Raw genomic sequence first — 22345 nt, forward strand, 5'->3', positions numbered from 1 at the left:
TTTTTAATCATCCAAATTCTTCAAAATTATTCTATTTTCTAATTTCAACTTATGCAAAAGATTTTTACCATGGTCTTTATTATCCAAAGTTTCACCATATTCTTTCATTAGATTTATTACTCGAAGAAAAAGCTCATTTTTCCCGTCAACTTCTTCTCCATCACTATTTTTATAATTTACATAATAGAAAACTAACTGCACATTAGTATTGTAAATATCATAAAAATCAAATATTGATTGGAAATATGAATAATCTGCTTCGGCTAAAGAATGGCCAAAAAACTTTATCTTCTTTACACCAATTGGTAATTCTAAATTTTTTTCATTTCCACTATTGTCAAATTCGAATAGTTGATAAGTCTTAGCAAATCTATATAACTCATCTTGTGGTTCAATGTCTTTCTCATCAATTCCGATAATTACATTAGAATTTTGTTTACCTAATTTTCCGTGAATGTTCCTATAAAAAGTACAATTGGGTAAATCTTCAATATACCTTACTAAATACATTTCCTTAAGATCGTCTTTCTGCTCTAATCTTTCACTGGGGAAAAATGTATAATTGAACGACAAAATGCAATATCTCTCATCTGATGAGTTATCTTTAATCATTCTGTTTATCGTTTCTTTAAAATTATCTATAAAACTTAATTGTTCAATAAATGGTCCATCATAGGAATAAGTACTATTCGGATTGTCATCTATAAATAAAGAAAGAATATAGTCATTAATATTTTTTTCAAAATCAATTAGCTGATCTTTTAAATAACATAGAAATTTTTTAAATTCAATCCTCTAATTTTTTCCATGTCATTTGTTAACAACATAAAATATACCAGAATATCATTTATTTCAGCCTTATCACTAATATTGTAAACTTCACTCAAAGGAGTATTCCCATCTAATTCTTCAATATATGAGAAACTTTTATTTACATCATTTTTCAAATACTCTGCTATATTAAGTTCAACATCTGCCCAATTTTCTTTTTTATCTCTTAAATTGATAAAATATACATCCCAAAATGATAAAAAAGAGAAATCCAATTTTTTTAATTCTTCAAATTTTTCTTTTATTCCAAAATCACTACTAATGAAGTCACTATTAATAATCTCATCATTTGCATAATGTAAATTATAATTTAATTTATTTAAAGTACTTTTATCATATAAATTATCTAACTCTTCACTATCTAAATCTTCTAACTGTTTCTTTCCTATACTTATAAGTTTTCTTAAAATTTCTTTTTTCTTGAATGTGAAATAATCCTTAAAACTAGTTTTAAGTCCACAATGCAAGTCAAAGCCATTTCCTAGAATTATTAATTGGTCGGCATTATTAATTGTCACTATATCCTCTCCCGTAACAAATCAATCAATACTACTTTACACTATAACAATAAAAAAAACACCCCCAACCATTCCGGCGGGAGTGTTCCCTATCTATTCAGTTATTAACTATTCTTCACTATCTTCCTTGCCCTCATCTGCAACTTCGATGTGTAAGTCTTCAAGCTGTTGCGGTGCAACTTCGCTTGGAGCGTGAGTCAATGGTTCGGTTGCCTTTGAGTTCTTCGGGAAGGCAATAACTTCACGAATGTTGTCCTTCTTAGCAAGCAACATTGCGAACCGGTCTAATCCTAAAGCAAGACCGCCATGTGGTGGGAAGCCGTAGTCCAACGCATCCATAAACCAGCCGAATTGTTCTTCGGCGCGTTCCTTGGTGAATCCAAGGGCTTTGAACATGTCTTCTTGAACTTCGCGTTGGTGGATCCGGATTGAACCGCCGCCAAGTTCGTAACCGTTCAAGACGATGTCGTAACTTTGAGCGTGGCACTTGTGCGGATCCGTCTTCAATAATTCAAGGTCTTCTTCATTTGGCATTGTGAATGGGTGGTGAGCAGCGATGTATTGTTGGAATTCTTCGCTGTATTCGAACAGTGGCCAGTCAACGACCCAGATAAATGCAAATTCATCTTCGTTGATCATGCCTTGTTCCTTGGCAATTTCCTTCCGCAAGTAGCCTAATGAATCAGCAACGACTTTGCGGGTTGAAGCAACGAAGAGCAATAAGTCACCTGGTTTAGCTTCAGCAGCTTCAAGGATTTGGTCACGGCGATCCTTGAAGAATTTGGCGATTGGTCCTTGCAAACCATCGTCAGTAACCTTCATCCATGCTAAGCCCTTCGCACCAAAACGCTTGATGTATTCTTGTTTAGCATCGATTTGTTTCCGTGAGTAAGCATCAGCGCCACCAGGAACGGCAATTGCCTTAACTTGGCCGCCATCTTCAAGGGTTGAATCAAAGACCTTAAAGCCGGCACCCTTCACAGCAGCTGACATGTCTTTCAATTCCATGCCGAAGCGGATATCTGGTTTGTCAGAACCGTAACGATCCATGGCTTCGTCCCATGTAATGTGCTTGATTGGGGTTTGAATATCAATTCCAAGCGTATCCTTCATTACGGCTTTCAATAATCCTTCCGTCATTTCCATGATTTCGTCTTGATCCATGAATGACGTTTCAATATCGATTTGGGTAAATTCTGGTTGCCGGTCACCCCGTAAGTCTTCATCCCGGAAGCACCGTGCAATTTGGTAGTAACGGTCAAAGCCAGCGCCCATCAACAATTGCTTGAACAATTGTGGTGATTGCGGCAATGCGTAAAAGTGTCCTGGATATACCCGTGAAGGAACTAAGTAATCCCGGGCCCCTTCAGGAGTTGACCGTGTCAAGTATGGCGTTTCAATGTTGATGAAGTGGTTTTCATCAAGGTAACGGTGGACCGTTTGGGTGATGCGGTTCCGGATCATCAATGCTTTTTGCATTTCTGGCCGGCGCAAATCAAGGTAACGGTACTTCAACCGCATGTCATCGGTTGCGTTGGTGTTGTCAGTGATTTCAAATGGCGTTAATTTGGCCTTGTTTAAAATGTGGACGTCACTGACTTCAACTTCAACTTTTCCGGTCTTCATGTTCGGGTTGATGGCATTTTCGTCCCGCGCAACAACCTTGCCGACAACTTCGATAACGTATTCGCTTCTCAATGAGTCGGCGATCTTCAATGCATCCGGGCCGAATTCTTGACTGAAGACTAATTGAACAATGCCTTCCCGGTCCCGTAAATCAATAAAAATCAAGTTTCCCAGGTTCCGCCGTTTTTGAACCCAGCCTTTTAATACAACTTCTTGGCCTAAATACTTTTCATCAACGAGGCCTGCATATGTCGTTCTTCTCAAAATAAACTTCCTCCGCTACTTAATTACTTTTGCAAAATCATTGATCACATCGTCAAGGGAAACGCTGATTTCGTTTCCGGTTTCCATATTCTTCACGTTTGCCTTGTTTTCTTGTAATTCACGTTCACCGATCGTGATCGTGTACTTGGCATTCAAGCGACTTGCGGTCTTAAATTGGCCCTTTGGCTTGCGGTCAAGGTAATCGCGATCAGCCGTGTATCCTTGATGGCGCAATGCTTGAACGATTTCTAATGACTTAACGTTTGTTTCGCCACCAATGCCGACAACGTAAGCATCCAGTTCATCATCCAACGGCAAATTGTCTTGTTCAGTATCCAACACAAGCAATAACCGTTCAACCCCAAGACCAAAGCCGATCCCAGGGGTTGCAGGACCACCGAGTTGTTCAACTAACCCGTTGTAACGGCCACCGGCACAAACCGTTGTCCACTTGCCGCCAAAGGCCTTTGAATCACTCATGATTTCAAAGATCGTGTGGTTGTAGTAGTCCAATCCCCGCACCATGTTGGCATCGACTTCGTATTCAATGCCGAGGTCTTCAAGCAATTGTTTAACCGTATCAAAGTGCTTTTGGGAATCTTCCGTCAAGAAATCAAGGATCGATGGTGCATTTTCAACGATCTTTTGGTCATTTTCATCCTTACTGTCAAGGACCCGCAATGGATTCTTGTGCAACCGTTCCTTTGAGTCTTCTGATAATTGATCTTCAAATGGTTCAAGGTAGTCGATCAATGCTTGGCGATAGTTCTTCCGTGTTTCCAAATCACCTAAAGTATTGATCACCAGTTTCAAGCTGTGAACCCCAACTGAATTCAATAAGTCCATTGCCATTGCGATAACTTCAACGTCAAGCGTTGGGTTATCAACGCCGAAAGCTTCAACCCCGATTTGGTGGAATTCACGTAACCGTCCGGATTGTGGCCGTTCATAACGGAACATTGGTCCCATGTAGTAAACCTTATATGGCTTTTGATATTCTGGTCCGTATAACTTGTTTTCAACAAATGACCGCACAACGCCCGCGGTTCCTTCCGGCCGTAACGTAATATGCCGATCACCCTTATCGTGGAAATCGTACATTTCCTTCGTTACGATGTCAGACGTTTCCCCTGAAGTCCGTGAAAAGACTTCAAAGTTTTCAAATGTTGGTGTCCGCATTTCGTGATAACGGTACTTCTTGAATAACTCACGTGCTTTGGCTTCAACATATTGCCATTTTGCAGATTCATCTGCCAAAATATCAGCTGTTCCCTTTGGTTTTTGATACTTCAAAAGACTCATTCCTTCCATTCAAATTCCGATTAAAAAGAAAACGCCCCTGTCATTGCTGACAAGGGCGCACACTGTGCACGGTACCACCTTAACTTCTTACTTTAGAATAACGCTCATCACGGTACATCAGTACACCTCAAAAGTGTCTTCGTTAAATCGCACCTGTAAATTCACACCAACCATCTACTCTCTGAAATTGCAAATTCAACTACTGGTCTTTCTCACCGGTCTTTTTCGTTACCTAAAGTTTACAAAGGAAAATTAACAAAGTCAAGCGTGATTGTTACAAAACTCTTAAATTCCGCGGTTAGTTGCACTAAGTCAAAATATTTTGCTAATATGGTATTTGATAATATCTTTGGAGATTTGATTTATGAAAGAAAACAATCAGTTAAAAGTTGAGGATACGTTCGGCTTTCTTTGGATTCTTTTAATTGGGGTTGCGCTTTTTTTAGGTTACCGGACATATACCTATATGCAACAGATGCCAATCGAAACTGAAGATGCCGCGCTTTACCAGCAACCGAGTGTGTTTGCGCATAAAGACCGTGACTTGGCAAAGGGCAGCCGGGTCAAAGTATTGAAACACAAGTACAACTGGGTCTACGTTAAAACCAATGAAGATCAGTACGGTTGGATGGGAACCTGGATGATCAATTCGAAGTATCACAATCCGGTTAATAACCTTTCTGAAGCCACGATCGTGATCGATGCCGGCCACGGTGGTGCCGATTCCGGCGCCCTGTCAACGAACGGCAAAAAAGAGGAAAAGACGTTCACCCTGCGCTATGCCAAACAACTTCAGTCAAAATTGAAAAAGGCCGGCGCGCGCGTTTACATGACCCGTGACAGCGACAAAACCGTCAGCTTAAGCAAACGGCCTGAACTGGCTGAAAAAGTCCATGCCGATGCGTTCATCAGTTTCCACTTTGACTCATCACCGCAGGACAACAGCGCGAGCGGATACACGACGTACTACTACCATAAGGATAATGGTTCATTCCGGTTAGCCAAGGACATCAATAGTCAGCTGACGTCGATGGGCCTGGATAACCGGGGTGTTGATTTCGGGAACTTCTTAGTTTTACGGGATAACACCCAACCAGCCGTCTTGCTTGAAAGCGGCTATATCAATTCTGACCGTGATTTAAGCTTTATCGATGACAGCAGTTATGAAAATAAAGTCACAAACGATGTCGTTAAGGGCTTGCAATTATACTTTGAAGGTAAAGATGAAAACGCGTTGATCGCAAATGATCCAAATTAAAAAAGAAGAGGATGTGATTAGTCACATCCTCTTTCGTTATATCTGCATAATCGGGTTCCAAAACAAACGAGCTACGACGCGAAGCTAGTGAAGTTCGAAAACCTCCGAATCTATGCTGACGCGATTCGTTCGCTTTTCTGCTTCCACCACACTCGTTTTTACTGTTTTGTCACACTTTTCTATTTAATCCAATTCAAAATATCATGCATATCTTGAATGCGGTGTTCCGGTGATGCTGGTTCGATGATCAGATCATCCGGATCAAATAAAATCCCGCTCATCTTAGCGTTGTGAGCCGCCGCAATATCAAGCACCCGGTCACCGACCATGACGCAGTTTTGCGGATCAAGGTCATACTTTTCAACTAATGAATTCAATGAAGCTGGATTTGGTTTCCGCGGAAACTTCTTTTCAGCTGTGACCGCATCCGTGAAGTACTTCTTCAAGTCAAACTTGGCTAACATTTCCAATGAACTCTTGTTCCGGTGGGTCATTAAGTAGTTGTGCCCGCCGTTCGCAACGACCTTGGCCAACACTTCTTGAACCCCGTCAAACGGCCTCATCTTGTCTTCAAGCTTGGCTTCAATTGGATTATATTCTTCACGCAATGCTTCTGGTTCTTCTTCAAGGTTGTTTTGAGTCCGGTAGTATGCAAACGTCTTTCCTAACGAAGTTTGCCGCATATGCCGATAAACTTCATCCTGATCAAGCTTGACACCTTTTTGTTCAAAGACATCCATAAAGGCTTCAACCATGCCTGGATACGTGTTGTATAACGTCCCGTCAAAATCCCAGAAAAATTCTTGATACATTATCGTCACTCTTTCCGCTTATTTTTGGTTCGAATCGTAAATGATCGTTATCGGCCCGTCATTGACCAATGCCACGTCCATGTCGGCTCCAAACTGACCGGTTTGAACTTCAATGCCGTATGACCGGAGTTTTTCATTGAAGTAGTGGTAATTCTCCTTGGCCAATTCTGGCTTTTGTGCTGCCCCAAAGCCTGGCCGGTTGCCGTTCTTGGTTGAGGCATACAAAGTAAATTGCGATACCGATAAAATTGCGCCTTGAACCTGTTTGATTGACAGGTTAATTTTACCATTTTCATCGGCAAACAACCTAGCATTTGCAACTTTGCGCGCAATGTAGTCGATATCTTCGATCGAATCATCGTGGGTAAAGCCGACTAACAGCATGTAGCCCTTGCCGACTTTGCCAATTACCTGATCATCAACCGTTACACTTGCGGATTTAACCCGTTGTAAAACTACTCTCATCTTATGATCTCCTTTAGTGAATTGGACGTTCAACCAGGTAAACGTCCGGTACCCGTTTGATGTTATCGATCAGCCGTTGCAGGTGTTCCTTATTGCGAACGCCGACCACGATACTGATCACCATCATTTGATTATGGTCAACATTTCCGTTGACGGACTTCAACGTCTTCGTTGAATTATTGACCATTTGCAAAATGTCGCTTAATAATCCAGTTCGATTATAGCCTTGAATCTTCAATTCTGCATCATATAACTTATGTTCACTTGGCAAGCCGTTCCATGAAACATCGATCAACCGGCTGCCATTTTCATTTTCAACCTGAACATTCGGACAATCAACGCGGTGAATTGATACTCCGCGCCCTTTTGTAATGTAACCCACGATTTGATCACCCGGAATCGGGTTGCAGCACCGACTAAGGCGCACCATCATGTTATCGATCCCGGCAATTAAAATGTGGTCATTATTCTTCCCGCTTCGTGGAGCTTCCTTTGCCGGATTTTCAATTTGCTTGTGATCTTCAAGTAGCTCTTTTTCCTGTTGTTTACGTTGCTCATCCGCCCGCTGTTGCCGAATATCCTTTGTCAGCAGGTTCACGATTCCCAACGGTTGCACGTTACCAAAGCCGATTCCGGCATACAACTCATCCACCGATGGCAGTTGCTTTTTATCAAGTACCCGCTGAATGTTTTTTTCGGTTAAAACTGCGCGCGGATCAAAGCCCTCTTCAACTAGCGCGTTATGCAAGATTTCTTGACCTTTTTCCCGATTTTGAATGTAATCGCGCTTCTTGAAGAATTTCCGGATCTTGTTGCGCGCGCGGTTCGTGTGAACGAGCTTCAACCAGTCATTACTTGGGCCGGCAGAGTTCGCCGACGTTAAAATATCGACAATGTCGCCGTTTTTAATTTGATAATCCAACGGAACGATCTTGCCATTGACCTTGGCGCCCGTGGCATGGTTTCCAATTTCCGTGTGGATCGCATAGGCCATATCAAGCGGACCGGCACCTTTTGGCAATTCGGTTACATCGCCTTTCGGGGTAAAGGCGTAAACACGATCACTAAATAGATCGCCTTTAACGCTTTCCATAAAGTCCTTGGCGTTGGCTGCTTCATCTTGCAATTCGATGATTTCCTTAAACAGGTTCAGCTTGTCGCCCGTTGCGGTTTCCTTGACCGGACTCTTCTTGCCTTCCTTGTAGGCCCAGTGTGCTGCGATCCCGTATTCCGCTACCCGATGCATTTCTTCAGTCCGAATCTGAACTTCAAACGGTTTGCCTTGCGGACCGATAACCGTTGTGTGCAGTGATTGGTACATGTTGGCTTTTGGCATTGCAATGTAATCTTTAAACCGCCCTGGCATTGGTTTCCACCGCGTATGAATCGCTCCTAAAACGGCATAGCAATCCTTAATCGATTTGACAACAACCCGCACCGCTAACAAGTCATAAATCTGGCTGAATTGCTTGTGCTGATCACGCATCTTCCGATAAATCGAATAAATATGTTTCGGCCGTCCATAAATTTCACAATCAAGATTCAAGTCCTTAATAGCATCTTTGATCTCTTCAATCGCTTCGTTGATATACTTGATCCGTTCGGTCCGCTTGGCATCCATCAAATGCACGATGCGGTAATACTGTTGGGGATTCAAGTAGCGCAACGAAATATCTTCAAGTTCCCATTTGATCGTACTGATTCCAAGCCGATCAGCTAATGGTGCATAAATTTCAAGGGTTTCATTTGCAATTCGGCGTTGCTTATCCGGTCGCAAATGATTCAACGTTCGCATATTGTGCAAACGGTCCGCCAATTTAACGATGATTACCCGCAAATCTTTGGCCATCGCCAGTAACAGTTTCCGGTGGTTTTCGGCTAACTGTTCCTGATGCGATTTGTAGCGAATCTTACTTAATTTGGTAACCCCATCAACAATTACTTCAACATCATGGTTGAAAAGCTCACCAATGTCTCCCAATGTCACGTTCGTATCTTCAACAACGTCATGTAAAAAGCCGGCCGCAACCGTTTCAGGATCCATCTTCAAATCAGCCAAAATTCCCGCAACCTGGATCGGATGAATAATGTATGGTTCACCCGATTGCCGGGTTTGTTCACGGTGAACGTAAGTCGCAAACTTGCAGGCTTTCTTTACTAATTCAACGTGTTCTTCATTCATATATTGACTGCACATTTGAAGCACATCGTCAGCAGTCCAAATCACTTCTTTATCCATTCATCTTCACCCGTTTCAATTTAAATCATAGTAAAAATGAGACTGTTACCAGCCTCACTTTCGTTAGTTCTTCGTTATTCCGTACGCCAAAAGACTTGCTGCAAGGTAGACTACTCCAACAACCCGTAAAATTCCCATAAAGAAACCTCCCGCCGTGATCACAAATAAAATTGGGAAGAACAATAATGGAATCCATGAGTCGTCATTCTTGCCGGCATATAACCCGACAAGGACAGAAAAAATCATATCAAAGCCAAACATAACAAAGCCGATCTTCGTAACGTCATTGGCCTTGCATACATTAAAAATAATCGGAATGATCAATGCAAAAATTGCAGCCGCTACCAAATACCACAGCATGCGAATAATAAAGGTCTTTTTTTCGTCAGTCATATAAATCCTCTTCAATTCAAATCTTTGTTATTATTCTACTCCAACTCCGTAGCAAAGGAAAGCGCCGCGAGTAAATAAAGCGGGGCGGTTTCTGCCCGTAAGATTCGCGGTCCAAGTCCAGCACATTGGTACCCCGCTGCTGTAAGCTGGTTAATTTCTTCGAGAGCAATCCCGCCTTCCGGTCCAAAAAATGCTACTAATAAGGTTGAACCTTTTTCGCGGGCCTGCGTTGCAATCTGCGCTAAAACCGTTTTTTCGTCTTGCTTGGCCGATTCTTCATACGCTACGACCTTAAAGTCGGCATCCGCATTCATTGCAATCACATCATCCAGTGAATCCGCCCATTCAACTTCTGGAACGTGATTTCGATGCGACTGTTCCGCTGCATTCAGCGCAATCGTCTGCAATCGCTTGATTTTCTTGGCTTGCTTTTGATTTTTCCACCGGGCAACTGAATAACGGCTGTTTAAAAAAATGAACCGGGCTGCTCCAAGCTGGGTCCCCTTCTTAACAATTTCTTCGGCCTTATCGCCCTTTGAAACGCCGCAAACAATCGTAATCTTAACCGGCATCTCAACTTCCCGGTCAATTGCTTTCACGATTTTAAATTGACCTTCATGCTTCTCAACCTTCGTTAACTGGCACTGATAAACCTTTTCATCGGCCGTGACTAATTCAAATTGATCATCAACTTTCATCCGCAAGACATCCACGGCGTGATGAAAAATTTCTTGCGGTAAAAGTAACTTTTCATTTTTAAATTCAGTTGATTTTTGAACTGTAAAAAAACGTTGCATCCTATTCTCCTTCGCTCGGCAAATGCGCAATAATTGAATACCAATCCTTTTGGTTCAAAATCTCATCGATCACAAAGCCATGCTTTGTTAATTCGTTTACGATTAAATCTTTCTTATCATTGATGATTCCTGAAGTAATGAATTTTCCATCGGGATTTAAGCATTCTTTGGCTTGCGGAATCAACGGGACAATGATTTCCGCTAAAATGTTGGCCACGATCAAATCGACTTTTTTACTGATTCCATCAAGCAAACTATTTGTTCCGATATTAATATCCTTCGCAATCGGATTCAACGCCACGTTTTCCTTCGTAGCTTTGATTGCTTCGTCATCAATGTCATATGCATCGATTTCGCCGGCTCCAAGATACTTCGCTGCAATACTTAAAACTCCTGAACCAGTGCCGACATCGATCATTGATTCACTCCCGCGAATTTCTTTTTCAAGTGCCAAAAGGGCCAGCCTGGTTGTCGGATGTGTTCCCGTTCCAAATGCGCGTCCTGGATCAAGCCGGATCACCTTTTCATCATCATTTTCCGGTTGATAGTCTTCCCAACTTGGAACGATCGTTAAGTACCGCGTGATGCGCACTGGATGGTAATACTTTTTCCAAACATCGCGCCATGAACCGTCGTTAACATCACTTAACTTCACGGTTGCTTTCCCCGGGTCGATCCCGAATTGGCTTAATCCCTTGATCTGCATTTCTAATTCCGGAACCTTTTCCGCCACGTTGACGTTAGCTGGAAAATACGTGATGATTCGGACATCATTCAAATCATCGTCATCGATTTGAACGCCGCCCGCTTCATTTTCCATTAAAATATTCGTTACCGCGTCAATTGCTTCATTCGTTGTTTCAACTACAAGTTCTGTCCAGTCCATGTTCAGCCTCCTAGAATTTCGGATAATTTAATTGTTGAGTTTCATCTTGGCGGGCTGCCAGTTGCTTTTGAAATTCAACTTCATCCCACTTAAGATTAAATGTCTGAATTGAATCATCGCTTACAAAATCAAGTAAATCTGACTCACCGTTATCAAGCGTATCTTGCAAAACATCTAAAAAGGCATCTGCTTGCCCCTTCGTCCAGCCTTTTTTGCCATTGAATCCCAATGTTACTAAGTAATCTTCCGGATCAAAATCAAATGGTTTGGTTTCGTCATATAACAAAATCGCGTCATCAAACGTGATGATTGGTTCAACGGATTCCGTATCATCTGAATCAACGATTTTATGCCCGCTTTGATTTTCAACGTAAAATTCCATTTCAAGCTCAAATGCCCGCTCATGCTTGAGCCAATTCCAAGCCAATGTTCCATCAAAATCTAAATTTTGAACCCCATCGTCAAGGTAATCAATTAATGATTGCTTCTTCATTTTCGTATCCTTTCACTTCATGTATTAGTAATATTTTAGCGTGATTTCGGTAATGATGCAAAAAGAGGTTGTGACTTTTATCACAACCTCTTTGCTATATTCACATAATCGGGTTCCAAAACAAACGAGCTACTTGGAAGTTCGAAAACCTTCGAATCTTTGCTACGCGATTCGTTCGCTTTTCTGCTTCCACCACGCTCGTTTTTACTGTTTTGTCACACCTTCTATTTTATTGGTTCCATGCATTCTTAAATTGGCTTTCACCTTGTTTGATGAGTGAGTTAAGGTTGCCATTCTTGGCGTGACTCAAGATGTTTTGCATGATCGTGTTCATTTGTTGATATGCAGCATTTGAGTTCTTTGTTACAGGAACGGTGTAAAGGTTCTTTGTTGCAGCTTCAACTTGGGCTGGGACCTTTGAATCCTTGTTGTTCTTGTATTCACTACTGTTAATTACATCTTGTGATACTGGGATGTAACCAGTTTGTTGTGCCCAGTATAATTGAGACTTCTTGCTTGTCAAGAACTTCATGTACATGAAGGCTGCTGTCCGTTGTTCCTTGCTTGCATTCTTGAACATGTAGATGTCAGTTCCTTGTTGCATGTTCCACTTGCCAGGACGAGGAGCAACTTCGTAATCGAACTTGCCGTTGACACCCTTCTTAACGAAGCTTTCGCCAGCACTTGTTCCGATGAACATTGCAACTTTTTGGTTAGCAAAGTCGCCTGAAAGGTAACCTTGTGAACCAGCAGTCTTGAAGTAGCCACCCTTGATTCCGTCAGCATAGTAGTCGATGACTTTCTTTGACTTAGCTGATGTCAAGTTGATCTTTGAAGTGAAGTCCACGCCTTCGTTTTTCATTCCTAAAACATAGTAGTTTGATAATGAGTCAAAGCCGGCACCGACAACTTGGTGATTTGATTTTTCATAAATTGTCTTGGCTGCTGACTTCAATTGCACCATGGTTGTTGGAACCTTAACGCCGTATTTATCAAGCATTGTCTTGTTGTAAACTAAAACTTCAACTGATTTGTTGAACGGAATTCCGTATTGGGTTCCGTTAATTTGAGCACCCTTCATCAATGATGGTTTGATGCCACTCTTTGCAGCGCTTCCCCAGCCAATCTTTGAATTATTGATGTATGGCTTTAAATCAACCAATAAATCATTCTTTGATGCATTGTACAACCAGCCTGGATATGCCTGAGTGATAGTTGGCAAATTCTTTGGTGATTGCAATGTTGATGTGATCTTTGATTGCAAATCTTTGTATTGGCCTTGGTTTTCAAGCTTAACCGTGATATTCGGGTTTTCCTTTTCGAATTCTTGGGTTAAGGTTTGCAAAGCCTTTTGTTGATTACCTGACATCCCATTCCAAAATGTAATGGTTGTCTTTTTTGTAACCTTTGTCGGGATACTGTCAGCACTTACAGTTGATGATAAACCTCCTGCAACTGTTGCAAAAAGAGTTACTGCAGTTGTTGCGGCAACTGCAAGTTTTTTGATGAACTTCATAAAAGCTCTCCTCCTTAAAATTTTTTGTTTAATGCAAAACAAGCGTTTGCCCATTTTGCGGTAAAACACGACTTCCAAACGGGTTTTTCAAATTTTCTGGATGAAAACTATGAATGGGGGTCAATAATTGCGGCTTGATGCCCGCAACGATTTCATCCAGTTCGGCTGCCGTTGCATGCCCCGAACATGCAAGCCGAACAAATTCAACGTGATGGGCCGCTAACATATCAAGGAACTTTTGATATGCCGGGTCAAAGTCGCCCAACGGTTCCGCATCGCTATGAATGTACAAGGTATTTGGTTGCAGGTTTTCGAAATGATCTTCAACCTGCCATAAATACGTCCCCTTATCAGCCAAAAGGATTTGGTAATCAACTTCCAAACTTGGATCAAGTTCTGGAAGCGGCTTGGCGGACGGTGAGTAATAATAGTTGACCTTCCGTCCCGTAATCTGTTGAAGCAGCCATGCCCGGTCAGCAGTTAAAACGACTGTCCGCGGTTGTGCATCACAAATTGCCTCTAACCGGCTGATATTGCCCGGATAGGTATTAAAGGTCGTCGGCCGTCCAGCGGCATTTTTAACAAGATCAACCAGCTTTTCAATCAAAAGCTGTTCACTCCACGGTTTGCGCGACTTATCCAAATCTTGCGGAAAACTGACGCCAACGCCTTCGCTGATCAGCAAATCACATCCGGCAGCGGCCTTCATCATTGCCCGTGTCCATTCCGGATGGTATCCGTGTAACCGCAGATCACCGGTATAAACGATAAATGCATCCGGTGTATGGATCAGGAATGCAACTGCGCCATCGGCATCATGATCAACGGGATAAAATTCGACCTCGATCTCGCCGACCTTCATCTTGTGATGAACCGGCAATTCGGTCAATGGCCGCAGGTATTCTTTCGGATGCCCAGCTGCCGGAAGCAGAAAATCACCATCCCGGTTTAGCCGCTTCAACAACTTGACCGTTGCGGGAGTGCTGTAAACCGGAATGCGCTGATCAACAAAATTTACCATTTTAGTATGATCTAAATGCAAATGCGAGATAAACGCCGCCCTGTGTTGAAACTTTCCTTTCCACCGCGGTGCTCCGGTCAAATGTTCATCATAAAAGTCATCCAGTTCTGGAATCAAATGATTTTGAATCAGCGTTTGATAAGATTCATCCGGCAAATCGAGTTCTGGCCGATATTCGGTTCCCAGATCGAAAAAGATATGCGCATCGCCATATGCAATCTCGATATTCGTTCCGCCGATCGTATCGACCCCTTTATGGTAAGTTACGCGCGTTTGCTTATCCTTTAAGGCCATCACGTGTAACCCCCTGAATAATTTGCTTTCTAAAGATGAAGTAAATGATCAAAATCGGGATAACCGTTAATGTGGCTGCTGCCAATTGCAACTGCGTTTGGGCCCCGCCATCAGAAGCGAAGTTCGCCAATCCATTGTTCAACAGCCGCATATTATCGTTATTCGTTACCAATAATGGCCAGAGGAATGAATTCCAGCCGGCGATGAATGAAAGTAATCCCACCGTCGTTAATGCCGGTTTTGACATTGGAACTAAAATCTTCCATACATATTGCCAGTTGCTTGCGCCGCTGATCTTGGCCGCTTGGTAAATGCTACGCGGAATTCCTTGGAAGTAACTGTTTAAGTAGTAAATATAGAAGACACTCGTTGTAAATGGTAAGAACAATCCAACATAGGTGTTCAACAAGCCCCACTTGGCAATCGTATTGTAGTTTGTGAAAATGATTGCTTCTGAAGGAACCATCAACAGTGAGATCATCAAAATCCTAATGGCTTTTTTGCCTTTGAAATCTAAACTTGTTAATGCAAATGCAGCAAACAATGAAGTAATCAATACACATACGGTATCAATTGATGATGTTAACAATGTATTCCAGAAATACTTCAAAAATGGTGCCTGATGGAAGACTTGCACGTAGTTTTCAAAGTGTAAATGATGCGGAATGATCGTTGGTGGAATACTTGTTGTTTCTGCATAGGACATCAATCCGCCAAGGACCATGTAAATAAACGGGAAAACCGTAATGATGCTTAGAAGAATGATAAAAATCCACGTAATTACGCCGGTAACTTTTTTCATCTGCGACCCACCTTATTCAATAACTTATTTTGAAGGAATGATACAACTAAAATTATCAAGAACAGTAAGACGGTTGCGGCCATTGCGACCCCCGGAGTTCCAACTGTCTGGAACTTGTTGAAGATGTAGTAAACCGCCGTCATCGCACTGCCCGCGATTCCCGGTTGCCCGTTAAACAAAGCATAAATTGATGTATATACTTTGAACGCACTGATCAAGTTCACGGTCAACAGGAATGCTAAGGTTGGGATCAATTGCGGCAAGGTGATCCGGAAGAACATTTCCGAATCGCTTGCCCCGTACATCTTGGCAATCGTGTAGTGTTGCGGATCAATTCCCCGTAAAGCTGACATCAAAATAACAATGTTAAACGCTAAGCTGAGCCAAACCCCAAAGATGATCACGGTGATCATGTTCATGCTAGGGTTATCTAACCAGTTCGGGGTTCCTAAATGGAAGAATCGTAAAATATAGTTCAATAACCCGTACTGCCCGTTGAAAATGTAACGGAAGACGATTCCAATCGCAATCGTACTTGTAACGTATGGCATGAAGAATAATGCTTCAAAGAACTTCGAATGCTTGATCCGGTTAAATAAGTTCCATGCAATTGCAATTGAAATCACCATTCCGATTGGAACAACCGTAAAGGCATACAAAGCGGTATTTTGAAGCGCCTTCGCAAAGTACGGATCTTGAATTACATATTTATAGTTGCTCAACCCTGTCCAGTGCATTGAAATTAATGAACCAGATTGAAAACTCATTACCAATGCCCGTAAAATTGGGAAAACACTGAAAAGGAGAATTCCTAAAAGAGCTGGTCCAAGGAACCACCATGCGCTCCATTGATTTTTTCGCCGTTTATTTTTCATTTTTAATATACCCGCTCTCCGTCCTTATTAAAGATAAATGCTTTCTTCATATCAAACCGTAAGTTGACTTCATCGCCTGCTCCGATTTGATCTTCGATATCAACTAATGACCGGTACTGCTTATCGCCAAAGTAGAACTTCAAGATCCGTTCCCGGCCGATCAATTCAATATCATCAACCTTAATTGTGAAATCTGCCATTTCAGCCGTTGACGGTTGCAAGTTTTCCGGCCGGATTCCAATTACATAATCCCCGGCAGCTAACTTTTGCTTCAATTTCGTATCTGATAACCGTTCAGCCAACAAGTTGAAGTGTTCATCATTAAATTGATTTCCGTCAAACTGAACATCAAATAAGTCAATAACTGGGTTCCCAATGAAGTTGGCAACAAATTGATTTACTGGATCAAGGTAAAGGTTTTGCCCCTTATCAGCTTGTTGAATGACTCCATTATTAAGTAAGATGATCCGGTCACCAATTGAGAGCGCCTCTTCTTGGTCGTGGGTAACAAAAATTGTTGTAATTCCGACTTCTTTGACCAATGCCCGGATTTCTTCCCGAATTTGAAGTCGTAACCGTGCGTCCAAGTTACTTAATGGTTCATCCATTAAAAGAACTTTCGGTTGTTGAACAAGAGCACGTGCAATTGCAACCCGTTGTTGCTGTCCACCGGATAACTGGCCCGGCTTCTTCTTCGCAATATCGGTAATATGAGTTAATTCCATATATTTTTGTGCAATTTCACGTGCTTCGGCTTTCGCTTTTTTATTTTTACCAACAGTTAATGGAAACATTACGTTTTCTTCAGCTGTCATATGCGGGAATAATGCATAATTTTGAAATACAAAACCAATGTCCCGGTTTTCTGGGGCAACATCAAGAACTGATTTTCCTTCAAATTTCACATCACCTGAGGTTGCATCAAGCAAACCTGAAATGATATTAAGCAATGTTGACTTACCACAACCACTTGGGCCTAATAAGCAAACTAATTCACCTTTTTCCACTGAAAAATTAACATTTTTCAATGCTTCATATCCGTTCTCATATGTCTTATTGAGGTTTGAAACTTCAATCATTCTGTTACTTTCTCCTTTACGCGGATCCGCTAATATCCACAAAATATGATGATTGTTAATCATTTAACTACAACAAATTGTATCAATTATTCCAAAATAATCAATATAAAATTCGCAAAAAATTCATCATTTTAAGTAAATTTTGCACAATATAACCTGCTTGCAAATTATTCGTCTTTTCCTGAACAATTCGATTCCCATTTTAATAATTGGTCCGCTCCAAAAAATCCAGAAAAAAGTTTCTCAAATTAGGCTTCACTTCTGCTAAAATAAAATCAAATATCAAATACTAAAGGAGAACTTTTCATGGCTAAGTACAAAATGATTTTAGATCTCGACACCGGCGTTGATGACGCCTTAGCACTCGCATATGCCCTCGCCACTCCCGAATGTGACTTAATCGGCGTCGTTGCTTCTTTTGGAAACATCGTTCCTGAAGAAGCTGCCCAAAACACGCTTAATTTATTGGAAATGCTCGGACATCCTGAAGTTCCAGTTTTCATCGGCGCAACCCACTCTTCACATACTGATCACTTTGATGTAATGCCGATCAGCCAAACGATCCATGGCAAAAATGGAATTGGTGAAGTTGAAGTGCCAACTGCTAAACGGAAAATTGAAAGCCAAAACGGAATCGACTTTTACATTGAAGCTGCGCACAAATATCAAGGTCAATTGTTGATCGTTCCAACTGGTCCATTAACTAACCTTGCTGCCGCAATCGAAAAGGATCCTGAAATCATTGACTTGATCGGACATGTAACGTTAATGGGCGGCGCATTGACCGTTCCTGGAAACGTTAATCCGGTAACCGAAGCGAACATCAATCAAGATCCACCAGCCGCTGATAAAGTTCTCCGTAGCAAACTTCCGTTAACAATGGTTGGCCTTGACGTCACCTTACGGACATTGCTTACAAAGAAAGAAACCCAAAAATGGCGTGAAATCGGAACAACCTCAGCCACCAAATACACGGACATCGTTGACTACTACATCAACGCATACAAAATCACCAGTCCTCACCTTCACGGTTGCGGATTGCATGATCCGTTAGCAGTTGCAGCAGCGGTTGACCCAAGTCTTTTACAAACCATTTACTTAAACATGAAAGTTGATACTGAAGGCGCATATGCTGGACGAACAATTGGCGATGAAAAACGGTTAAATGAACCGGCAACAACCACTCAAGTTGCCGTGAACGTCGATGTTCCCCGGTTCTTGGACATGTTTATGACTAAACTTTCCGCCTTCTTTAAAGAACATTAATCACAAAATTACCGGCTTGACGAACTTGCAAGCCGGTTTTTATATGGTATTCTTAAATAGATGTTATTGAATAAGTGAAATAACAAGTCATTTTAATCATGAGGAGAGAGCCATCATGAAATACGTTGGTGTAGCTTTATACGTTTTTTGGCTACTTTTGACAATGTTTAAATTTGAATCGATGCCCAAGGATCGGAATTTATCGTATCGCGATGTTTTTTTCGGTAACATTGTATGGTATCACAATTTAAGAACGCTATTATTTGCGGCGGCCGTAATCATTACCGTTGTCTATGCCCCGCTTAAAATTATTTACCTATTAATTCTTATTTCATGTGTCATTTTAGGAATCGTCTGTCTGCGTAATTTCTTCAATTTAGTTGGGAATCCATGGATCGATTTAGGATTTTTGATGGGAGCAATTATTTGCGGGATCTTAAGCGGACTGTTTGTTTTTAAGATGTAAAAAAGAAGGTGTGACAAAACGTTAAAAACGAGCGTGGTGGAAGCAGAAAAGCGAACGAATCGCGTAGCGTAGATTCGGAGGTTTTCGAACTTCCAAATAACTCGTTTGTTTTGGAACCCGATTATGCAGACATAGCAAGGAGGTTGCGATTTTCGTCACAACCTCCTTTTTAATTTTGATGAGCATTAATAAAGTCTGAAATCTTTTCGTCAAAGTCATACCGAATAATTCGTCCATGATCAACACATAATAATGCTGGCGGATTTTTAACCTGCAAATCTTCAAGCAAATGCCGCAAAATCGGATTCGTTGCTTCCTTCGTCGTATCTAAATAATACACATTCGTGCCGACTTGTTGGGCGGCATAACTCAACCGCGGTGCAAAACTTAAACATTGCGGATTATTCCGGGTTCCAATGTAAACAAAAAAGTGATCGCGATTCCGTAACAATTCATTCCAGTTATGGGCTTTTAGCCGAATAAAGAATTTAATTTTCTGATCATACACTTTCCGTTGCCAAAAGATGATATTCTTTTCAGCAAATGATAAATGATTGTCTAAGTTATGATGATTTCGATAATGTTCCCAACCAATGGCGGCAACCGCTGTTAATCCTGAGATACCAAGCAAGAGTTTCAAACTGTTCTTCTTATCCATTAGATTCGCCTCCATATCATTCTATTAATTATTATATCTTATTAAATCAGATGGTTCTTATACCTTAATGTTACAAATGTTACAAAAAATATCAAAAAGTAACATTTTTGCTATCTTATTGTTATGTAAATTCGCTATACTGCTATATGAAAGTTCATCAGGTTGGACTGTAAAGATAAACATAAATAAAATACATGTTTTTTAGGAGTGAATTTTCTACATGAAGTTAAACAAAGTTTTAGTATCAGCTGCTGCCCTTTCAGGGATTGCTGCAGCGGGAACAGCCGCTAATGCTGATACAGTATCAGTTAAAGCAGGAGACACTGTTTCAGAACTTGCTCAAAAATTCAATACAACAGTTGAAGCAATCCAAAAGGCCAACAACTTAAAAGATGTAAACTTCATCGTTGTTGGCGAGCAATTAAACATTCCAACAAACGACAATACTGAACAACAAGTTCAACAACCACAAGCCAATGCAGCTCAAGTTCACCAAGAACAAGCCGCTCAACAAGCTGCAATTGCTCAACAACAAGCAGCTCAACGTCAAGCTCAATTAGCTGCTCAACAACAAGCTGCCCAAGCTCAAGCTGCATTGCAAGCCCAACAAGCTGCCCAAGCAGCTGCCGCTCAAAAGCAAGCTGAAGAACAAGCCGCTCAACAAGCTGCTGTCACTGCTCAAGCTGCTAAGGAACAACAAGAAAAAGCTGCTCAACAATCACAACAGGCTGCTGCTCAAAAGCAAGCTGAAGAAGCCGCTGCTAAGAAAGCTCAAGAAGCTAAGGAAGCTGCCGCTGCTCAAGCTGCTGCAAATGCTAAGGCCGCTCAACAACGGGTCGCACAACAAGCTCAAGCTCAACAGCAACAACAAAAGCAACAAGTTGCTCAACAAAATACACAACAACAAGCCGCAAATAACAACAACCAACAATCAAGCAACAATAATAACAACAGCAGCAACTCTTCAGAAGCTGCTGCCAAAGCATGGATCGTTGCTCATGAATCAGGCGGTAACTACAATGCTCGTAACGGTCAATACATCGGTGCTTACCAATTGAGCGCAAGTTACTTACACGGTGACTACTCACAAGCTAACCAAGATCGGGTTGCAAACCAATACGTTGCAAGTCGTTACGGTAACTGGGTAAACGCTCAAAAGCACTGGGAACAATGCGGTTGGTACTAAAATAAATTTAGTCAACGTAAATAATTTGAGACTGAACAAGTTTGTTCAGTCTCTTTTTTTGTAAATCAACAACGCCCTCTTTCAACTAAACCTTCATAAAAAATAAGGTTGTGATCAAATCACAACCTTATTTTCTTTATGTTATCAATGACTTACTTTACATCAATAATTGTAACCGTCATTTCACCACCAGGAGTTGTAACGGTTACCTTTTCACCCTTCTTGTGGCCAACTAAGCCCTTCGCAATTGGTGATTCGTTTGAAATCTTGCCGTTTAATGGATCAGCTTCTGCAGCCCCAACGATTTGGTATGTTTCGGGATCGTCATCTTCTTCTTGGAATGTTACTGACTTTCCAACTGAAACTTCATCAACATCAACGTTTTCGTTGTCGATGATTTCAGCATGGTTCAACATGTTGTCAATTTCCTTGATCCTGCCTTCAACAAATGATTGTTCATCCTTAGCTGATTCATATTCTGAGTTTTCAGATAAATCACCGAATGAACGGGCGATTTTGATCCGTTTGATAACTTCAGCCCGTTTATTTGTCTTTAAATCTTCAAGTTCTTCTTCAAGTTTTTTCTTACCTTCCAATGTCATTGGAAATGTTTTTTCTTCAGCCATTTAAAGTCCTCCTCTTATTCAGCACTTAAATTGTTCTTTTGAATAATATCACGAATCTTCGTTACCAACAAGTCAATTGCGACTTGGTTTTCGCCGCCTTCAGGAACGATAATGTCGGCATACCGTTTCGTTGGTTCGATAAATTGGTGATACATTGGTTTAACCGTTGCTAAATACTGGTCAATTACAGATTGCAATGAACGTCCCCGTTCTTCAATATCCCGTTGAATCCGCCGAATGATTCGAATATCATCATCGGTATCAACGAAGATCTTAATATCCATTAAATCACGAAGCCGCGGATCGTTTAATACCAAAATTCCTTCAACCAAGATGACTTCTTTTGGTTCTTGGTGGATAACTTCCTTGCTTCGGTTGTGGCTTGCATAATCGTAAACCGGAATATCGATTGCTTTCCATTCAAGTAAATCATGCAGTTGTTCAACCAAAAGGTCTGTATCCAATGAATTCGGGTGGTCATAGTTGACCTTTGTCCGTTCGTCAAATGGAACGTCGTCCTGACTCTTGTAGTATGCGTCTTCTTGGATCATTGCAAGTGAGTGACCGTGAAGTTGTTCAAGAATTGCGTTTGAAACGGTCGTCTTTCCGCTTCCTGAACCCCCTGTAACCCCAATAATTACCGGACGATGTTTCTTTTCGTTGTTTATCATT

The 22345-nt window shown here is 41.4% G+C and carries 23 protein-coding genes; 4 read left to right on the forward strand and 19 right to left on the reverse strand.

Annotation, left to right across the window (positions count from 1 at the left end):
* Positions 1-3: 3 nt before the first annotated feature.
* From Q3C15_RS01190 to hisS, 4 genes are all read right to left on the reverse strand, one after another.
* Complete coding sequence (locus Q3C15_RS01190) at positions 4-792, reverse strand: AbiH family protein (RefSeq protein ID WP_368045391.1); 789 nt, start codon at positions 790-792, stop codon at positions 4-6.
* A complete protein-coding gene (locus Q3C15_RS01195) occupies positions 762-1349 on the reverse strand; it encodes an AbiH family protein (protein ID WP_302703571.1) in 588 nt (195 codons plus the stop codon). The genes Q3C15_RS01190 and Q3C15_RS01195 overlap by 31 nt, the downstream gene beginning before the upstream one ends.
* 108 nt (positions 1350-1457) lie before the next feature.
* Positions 1458-3239, reverse strand: coding sequence for an aspartate--tRNA ligase (gene aspS, locus Q3C15_RS01200; RefSeq protein WP_064212944.1), 1782 nt, complete (start codon positions 3237-3239; stop codon positions 1458-1460).
* Between the two features lie 15 nt (positions 3240-3254).
* Entirely contained in the window at positions 3255-4532 is a 1278-nt protein-coding gene (gene hisS, locus Q3C15_RS01205; RefSeq protein WP_302703574.1) for a histidine--tRNA ligase, read from the reverse strand.
* Between the two features lie 373 nt (positions 4533-4905).
* Between hisS and Q3C15_RS01210 the strand changes: the two genes are divergently transcribed.
* Positions 4906-5799, forward strand: coding sequence for an N-acetylmuramoyl-L-alanine amidase (locus Q3C15_RS01210; RefSeq protein ID WP_283573180.1), 894 nt, complete (start codon positions 4906-4908; stop codon positions 5797-5799).
* Positions 5800-5978: 179 nt separating this feature from the next.
* Here Q3C15_RS01210 and Q3C15_RS01215 read toward each other — a convergent pair whose 3' ends face one another.
* The 12 genes from Q3C15_RS01215 to Q3C15_RS01270 form a co-directional block, all read right to left on the reverse strand.
* Positions 5979-6611 (reverse strand): HAD-IA family hydrolase, encoded by a 633-nt coding sequence (locus tag Q3C15_RS01215; RefSeq protein ID WP_302703577.1) that lies wholly within the window; start codon positions 6609-6611, stop codon positions 5979-5981.
* Positions 6612-6629: 18 nt separating this feature from the next.
* The gene (dtd, locus tag Q3C15_RS01220; protein WP_057827375.1) at positions 6630-7076 is read right to left on the reverse strand and encodes a D-aminoacyl-tRNA deacylase; all 447 of its coding nucleotides are present in this window, start codon (positions 7074-7076) and stop codon (positions 6630-6632) included.
* Between the two features lie 13 nt (positions 7077-7089).
* Positions 7090-9315 carry a bifunctional (p)ppGpp synthetase/guanosine-3',5'-bis(diphosphate) 3'-pyrophosphohydrolase gene (locus Q3C15_RS01225; RefSeq protein ID WP_283599049.1) on the reverse strand — a complete coding sequence of 742 codons (2226 nt, stop codon included), beginning with the start codon at positions 9313-9315 and terminating at the stop codon, positions 7090-7092.
* A gap of 63 nt (positions 9316-9378) precedes the next feature.
* Positions 9379-9708, reverse strand: coding sequence for a hypothetical protein (locus Q3C15_RS01230; RefSeq protein WP_302703581.1), 330 nt, complete (start codon positions 9706-9708; stop codon positions 9379-9381).
* A gap of 35 nt (positions 9709-9743) precedes the next feature.
* Complete coding sequence (locus Q3C15_RS01235; RefSeq protein WP_302703583.1) at positions 9744-10505, reverse strand: 16S rRNA (uracil(1498)-N(3))-methyltransferase; 762 nt, start codon at positions 10503-10505, stop codon at positions 9744-9746.
* A gap of 1 nt (position 10506) precedes the next feature.
* Entirely contained in the window at positions 10507-11391 is an 885-nt protein-coding gene (prmA, locus tag Q3C15_RS01240) for a 50S ribosomal protein L11 methyltransferase (protein ID WP_302703584.1), read from the reverse strand.
* Positions 11392-11401: 10 nt separating this feature from the next.
* Complete coding sequence (locus Q3C15_RS01245) at positions 11402-11884, reverse strand: DUF3013 family protein (RefSeq protein ID WP_302703586.1); 483 nt, start codon at positions 11882-11884, stop codon at positions 11402-11404.
* A gap of 229 nt (positions 11885-12113) precedes the next feature.
* Complete coding sequence (locus Q3C15_RS01250) at positions 12114-13400, reverse strand: extracellular solute-binding protein (RefSeq protein ID WP_302703588.1); 1287 nt, start codon at positions 13398-13400, stop codon at positions 12114-12116.
* A gap of 28 nt (positions 13401-13428) precedes the next feature.
* Entirely contained in the window at positions 13429-14715 is a 1287-nt protein-coding gene (locus Q3C15_RS01255; RefSeq protein ID WP_302703589.1) for an MBL fold metallo-hydrolase, read from the reverse strand.
* Positions 14699-15517 (reverse strand): carbohydrate ABC transporter permease, encoded by an 819-nt coding sequence (locus Q3C15_RS01260; RefSeq protein WP_302703590.1) that lies wholly within the window; start codon positions 15515-15517, stop codon positions 14699-14701. The genes Q3C15_RS01255 and Q3C15_RS01260 overlap by 17 nt, the downstream gene beginning before the upstream one ends.
* The gene (locus Q3C15_RS01265) at positions 15514-16392 is read right to left on the reverse strand and encodes a carbohydrate ABC transporter permease (protein WP_283579623.1); all 879 of its coding nucleotides are present in this window, start codon (positions 16390-16392) and stop codon (positions 15514-15516) included. Before Q3C15_RS01265 ends, Q3C15_RS01260 begins: the two co-directional genes overlap by 4 nt.
* Positions 16393-16394: 2 nt before the next feature.
* Complete coding sequence (locus tag Q3C15_RS01270) at positions 16395-17471, reverse strand: ABC transporter ATP-binding protein (protein ID WP_302703593.1); 1077 nt, start codon at positions 17469-17471, stop codon at positions 16395-16397.
* Between the two features lie 306 nt (positions 17472-17777).
* Between Q3C15_RS01270 and Q3C15_RS01275 the strand changes: the two genes are divergently transcribed.
* Both Q3C15_RS01275 and Q3C15_RS01280 read left to right on the forward strand, forming a co-directional pair.
* A complete protein-coding gene (locus tag Q3C15_RS01275) occupies positions 17778-18737 on the forward strand; it encodes a nucleoside hydrolase (RefSeq protein ID WP_302703595.1) in 960 nt (319 codons plus the stop codon).
* Between the two features lie 115 nt (positions 18738-18852).
* Positions 18853-19203, forward strand: a complete 351-nt coding sequence (locus Q3C15_RS01280; RefSeq protein WP_302703597.1) for a hypothetical protein — start codon at positions 18853-18855, stop codon at positions 19201-19203.
* A 169-nt stretch (positions 19204-19372) separates the two neighbouring features.
* On the opposite strand, the gene Q3C15_RS01285 is transcribed toward Q3C15_RS01280, so the two are convergent.
* Entirely contained in the window at positions 19373-19861 is a 489-nt protein-coding gene (locus Q3C15_RS01285) for a hypothetical protein (RefSeq protein WP_302703599.1), read from the reverse strand.
* A 220-nt stretch (positions 19862-20081) separates the two neighbouring features.
* Between Q3C15_RS01285 and Q3C15_RS01290 the strand changes: the two genes are divergently transcribed.
* A complete protein-coding gene (locus Q3C15_RS01290; RefSeq protein ID WP_302703600.1) occupies positions 20082-21047 on the forward strand; it encodes a LysM peptidoglycan-binding domain-containing protein in 966 nt (321 codons plus the stop codon).
* A 152-nt stretch (positions 21048-21199) separates the two neighbouring features.
* Here the strand turns inward: Q3C15_RS01290 and greA are convergent, their stop codons facing one another.
* Positions 21200-21673 (reverse strand): transcription elongation factor GreA, encoded by a 474-nt coding sequence (greA, locus tag Q3C15_RS01295; RefSeq protein ID WP_057827360.1) that lies wholly within the window; start codon positions 21671-21673, stop codon positions 21200-21202.
* Positions 21674-21687: 14 nt separating this feature from the next.
* On the reverse strand, positions 21688-22344 hold the full coding sequence (gene udk, locus Q3C15_RS01300) for a uridine kinase (RefSeq protein ID WP_302703602.1): 657 nt from the start codon (positions 22342-22344) through the stop codon (positions 21688-21690).
* Position 22345: the final 1 nt, after the last annotated feature.

It is taken from the genome of Ligilactobacillus sp. 110_WCHN (assembly GCF_030518115.1).
Taxonomy (GTDB): Bacteria; Bacillota; Bacilli; order Lactobacillales; family Lactobacillaceae; genus Ligilactobacillus; species Ligilactobacillus aviarius_C.

Bases quoted from the DNA above. Each gene is read 5' to 3' on its own strand.
- Q3C15_RS01210 (WP_283573180.1), top strand. From the start codon at position 4,906: ATGAAAGAAAACAATCAGTTAAAAGTTGAGGATACGTTCGGCTTTCTT.
- Q3C15_RS01215 (WP_302703577.1), bottom strand. From the start codon at position 6,611: ATGTATCAAGAATTTTTCTGGGATTTTGACGGGACGTTATACAACACG.
- dtd (WP_057827375.1), bottom strand. From the start codon at position 7,076: ATGAGAGTAGTTTTACAACGGGTTAAATCCGCAAGTGTAACGGTTGAT.
- Q3C15_RS01225 (WP_283599049.1), bottom strand. From the start codon at position 9,315: ATGGATAAAGAAGTGATTTGGACTGCTGACGATGTGCTTCAAATGTGC.
- Q3C15_RS01230 (WP_302703581.1), bottom strand. From the start codon at position 9,708: ATGACTGACGAAAAAAAGACCTTTATTATTCGCATGCTGTGGTATTTG.
- Q3C15_RS01235 (WP_302703583.1), bottom strand. From the start codon at position 10,505: ATGCAACGTTTTTTTACAGTTCAAAAATCAACTGAATTTAAAAATGAA.
- prmA (WP_302703584.1), bottom strand. From the start codon at position 11,391: ATGGACTGGACAGAACTTGTAGTTGAAACAACGAATGAAGCAATTGAC.
- Q3C15_RS01245 (WP_302703586.1), bottom strand. From the start codon at position 11,884: ATGAAGAAGCAATCATTAATTGATTACCTTGACGATGGGGTTCAAAAT.
- Q3C15_RS01250 (WP_302703588.1), bottom strand. From the start codon at position 13,400: ATGAAGTTCATCAAAAAACTTGCAGTTGCCGCAACAACTGCAGTAACT.
- Q3C15_RS01255 (WP_302703589.1), bottom strand. From the start codon at position 14,715: ATGGCCTTAAAGGATAAGCAAACGCGCGTAACTTACCATAAAGGGGTC.
- Q3C15_RS01260 (WP_302703590.1), bottom strand. From the start codon at position 15,517: ATGAAAAAAGTTACCGGCGTAATTACGTGGATTTTTATCATTCTTCTA.
- Q3C15_RS01265 (WP_283579623.1), bottom strand. From the start codon at position 16,392: ATGAAAAATAAACGGCGAAAAAATCAATGGAGCGCATGGTGGTTCCTT.
- Q3C15_RS01270 (WP_302703593.1), bottom strand. From the start codon at position 17,471: ATGATTGAAGTTTCAAACCTCAATAAGACATATGAGAACGGATATGAA.
- Q3C15_RS01275 (WP_302703595.1), top strand. From the start codon at position 17,778: ATGGCTAAGTACAAAATGATTTTAGATCTCGACACCGGCGTTGATGAC.
- Q3C15_RS01280 (WP_302703597.1), top strand. From the start codon at position 18,853: ATGAAATACGTTGGTGTAGCTTTATACGTTTTTTGGCTACTTTTGACA.
- Q3C15_RS01285 (WP_302703599.1), bottom strand. From the start codon at position 19,861: ATGGATAAGAAGAACAGTTTGAAACTCTTGCTTGGTATCTCAGGATTA.
- Q3C15_RS01290 (WP_302703600.1), top strand. From the start codon at position 20,082: ATGAAGTTAAACAAAGTTTTAGTATCAGCTGCTGCCCTTTCAGGGATT.
- greA (WP_057827360.1), bottom strand. From the start codon at position 21,673: ATGGCTGAAGAAAAAACATTTCCAATGACATTGGAAGGTAAGAAAAAA.
- udk (WP_302703602.1), bottom strand. From the start codon at position 22,344: ATGATAAACAACGAAAAGAAACATCGTCCGGTAATTATTGGGGTTACA.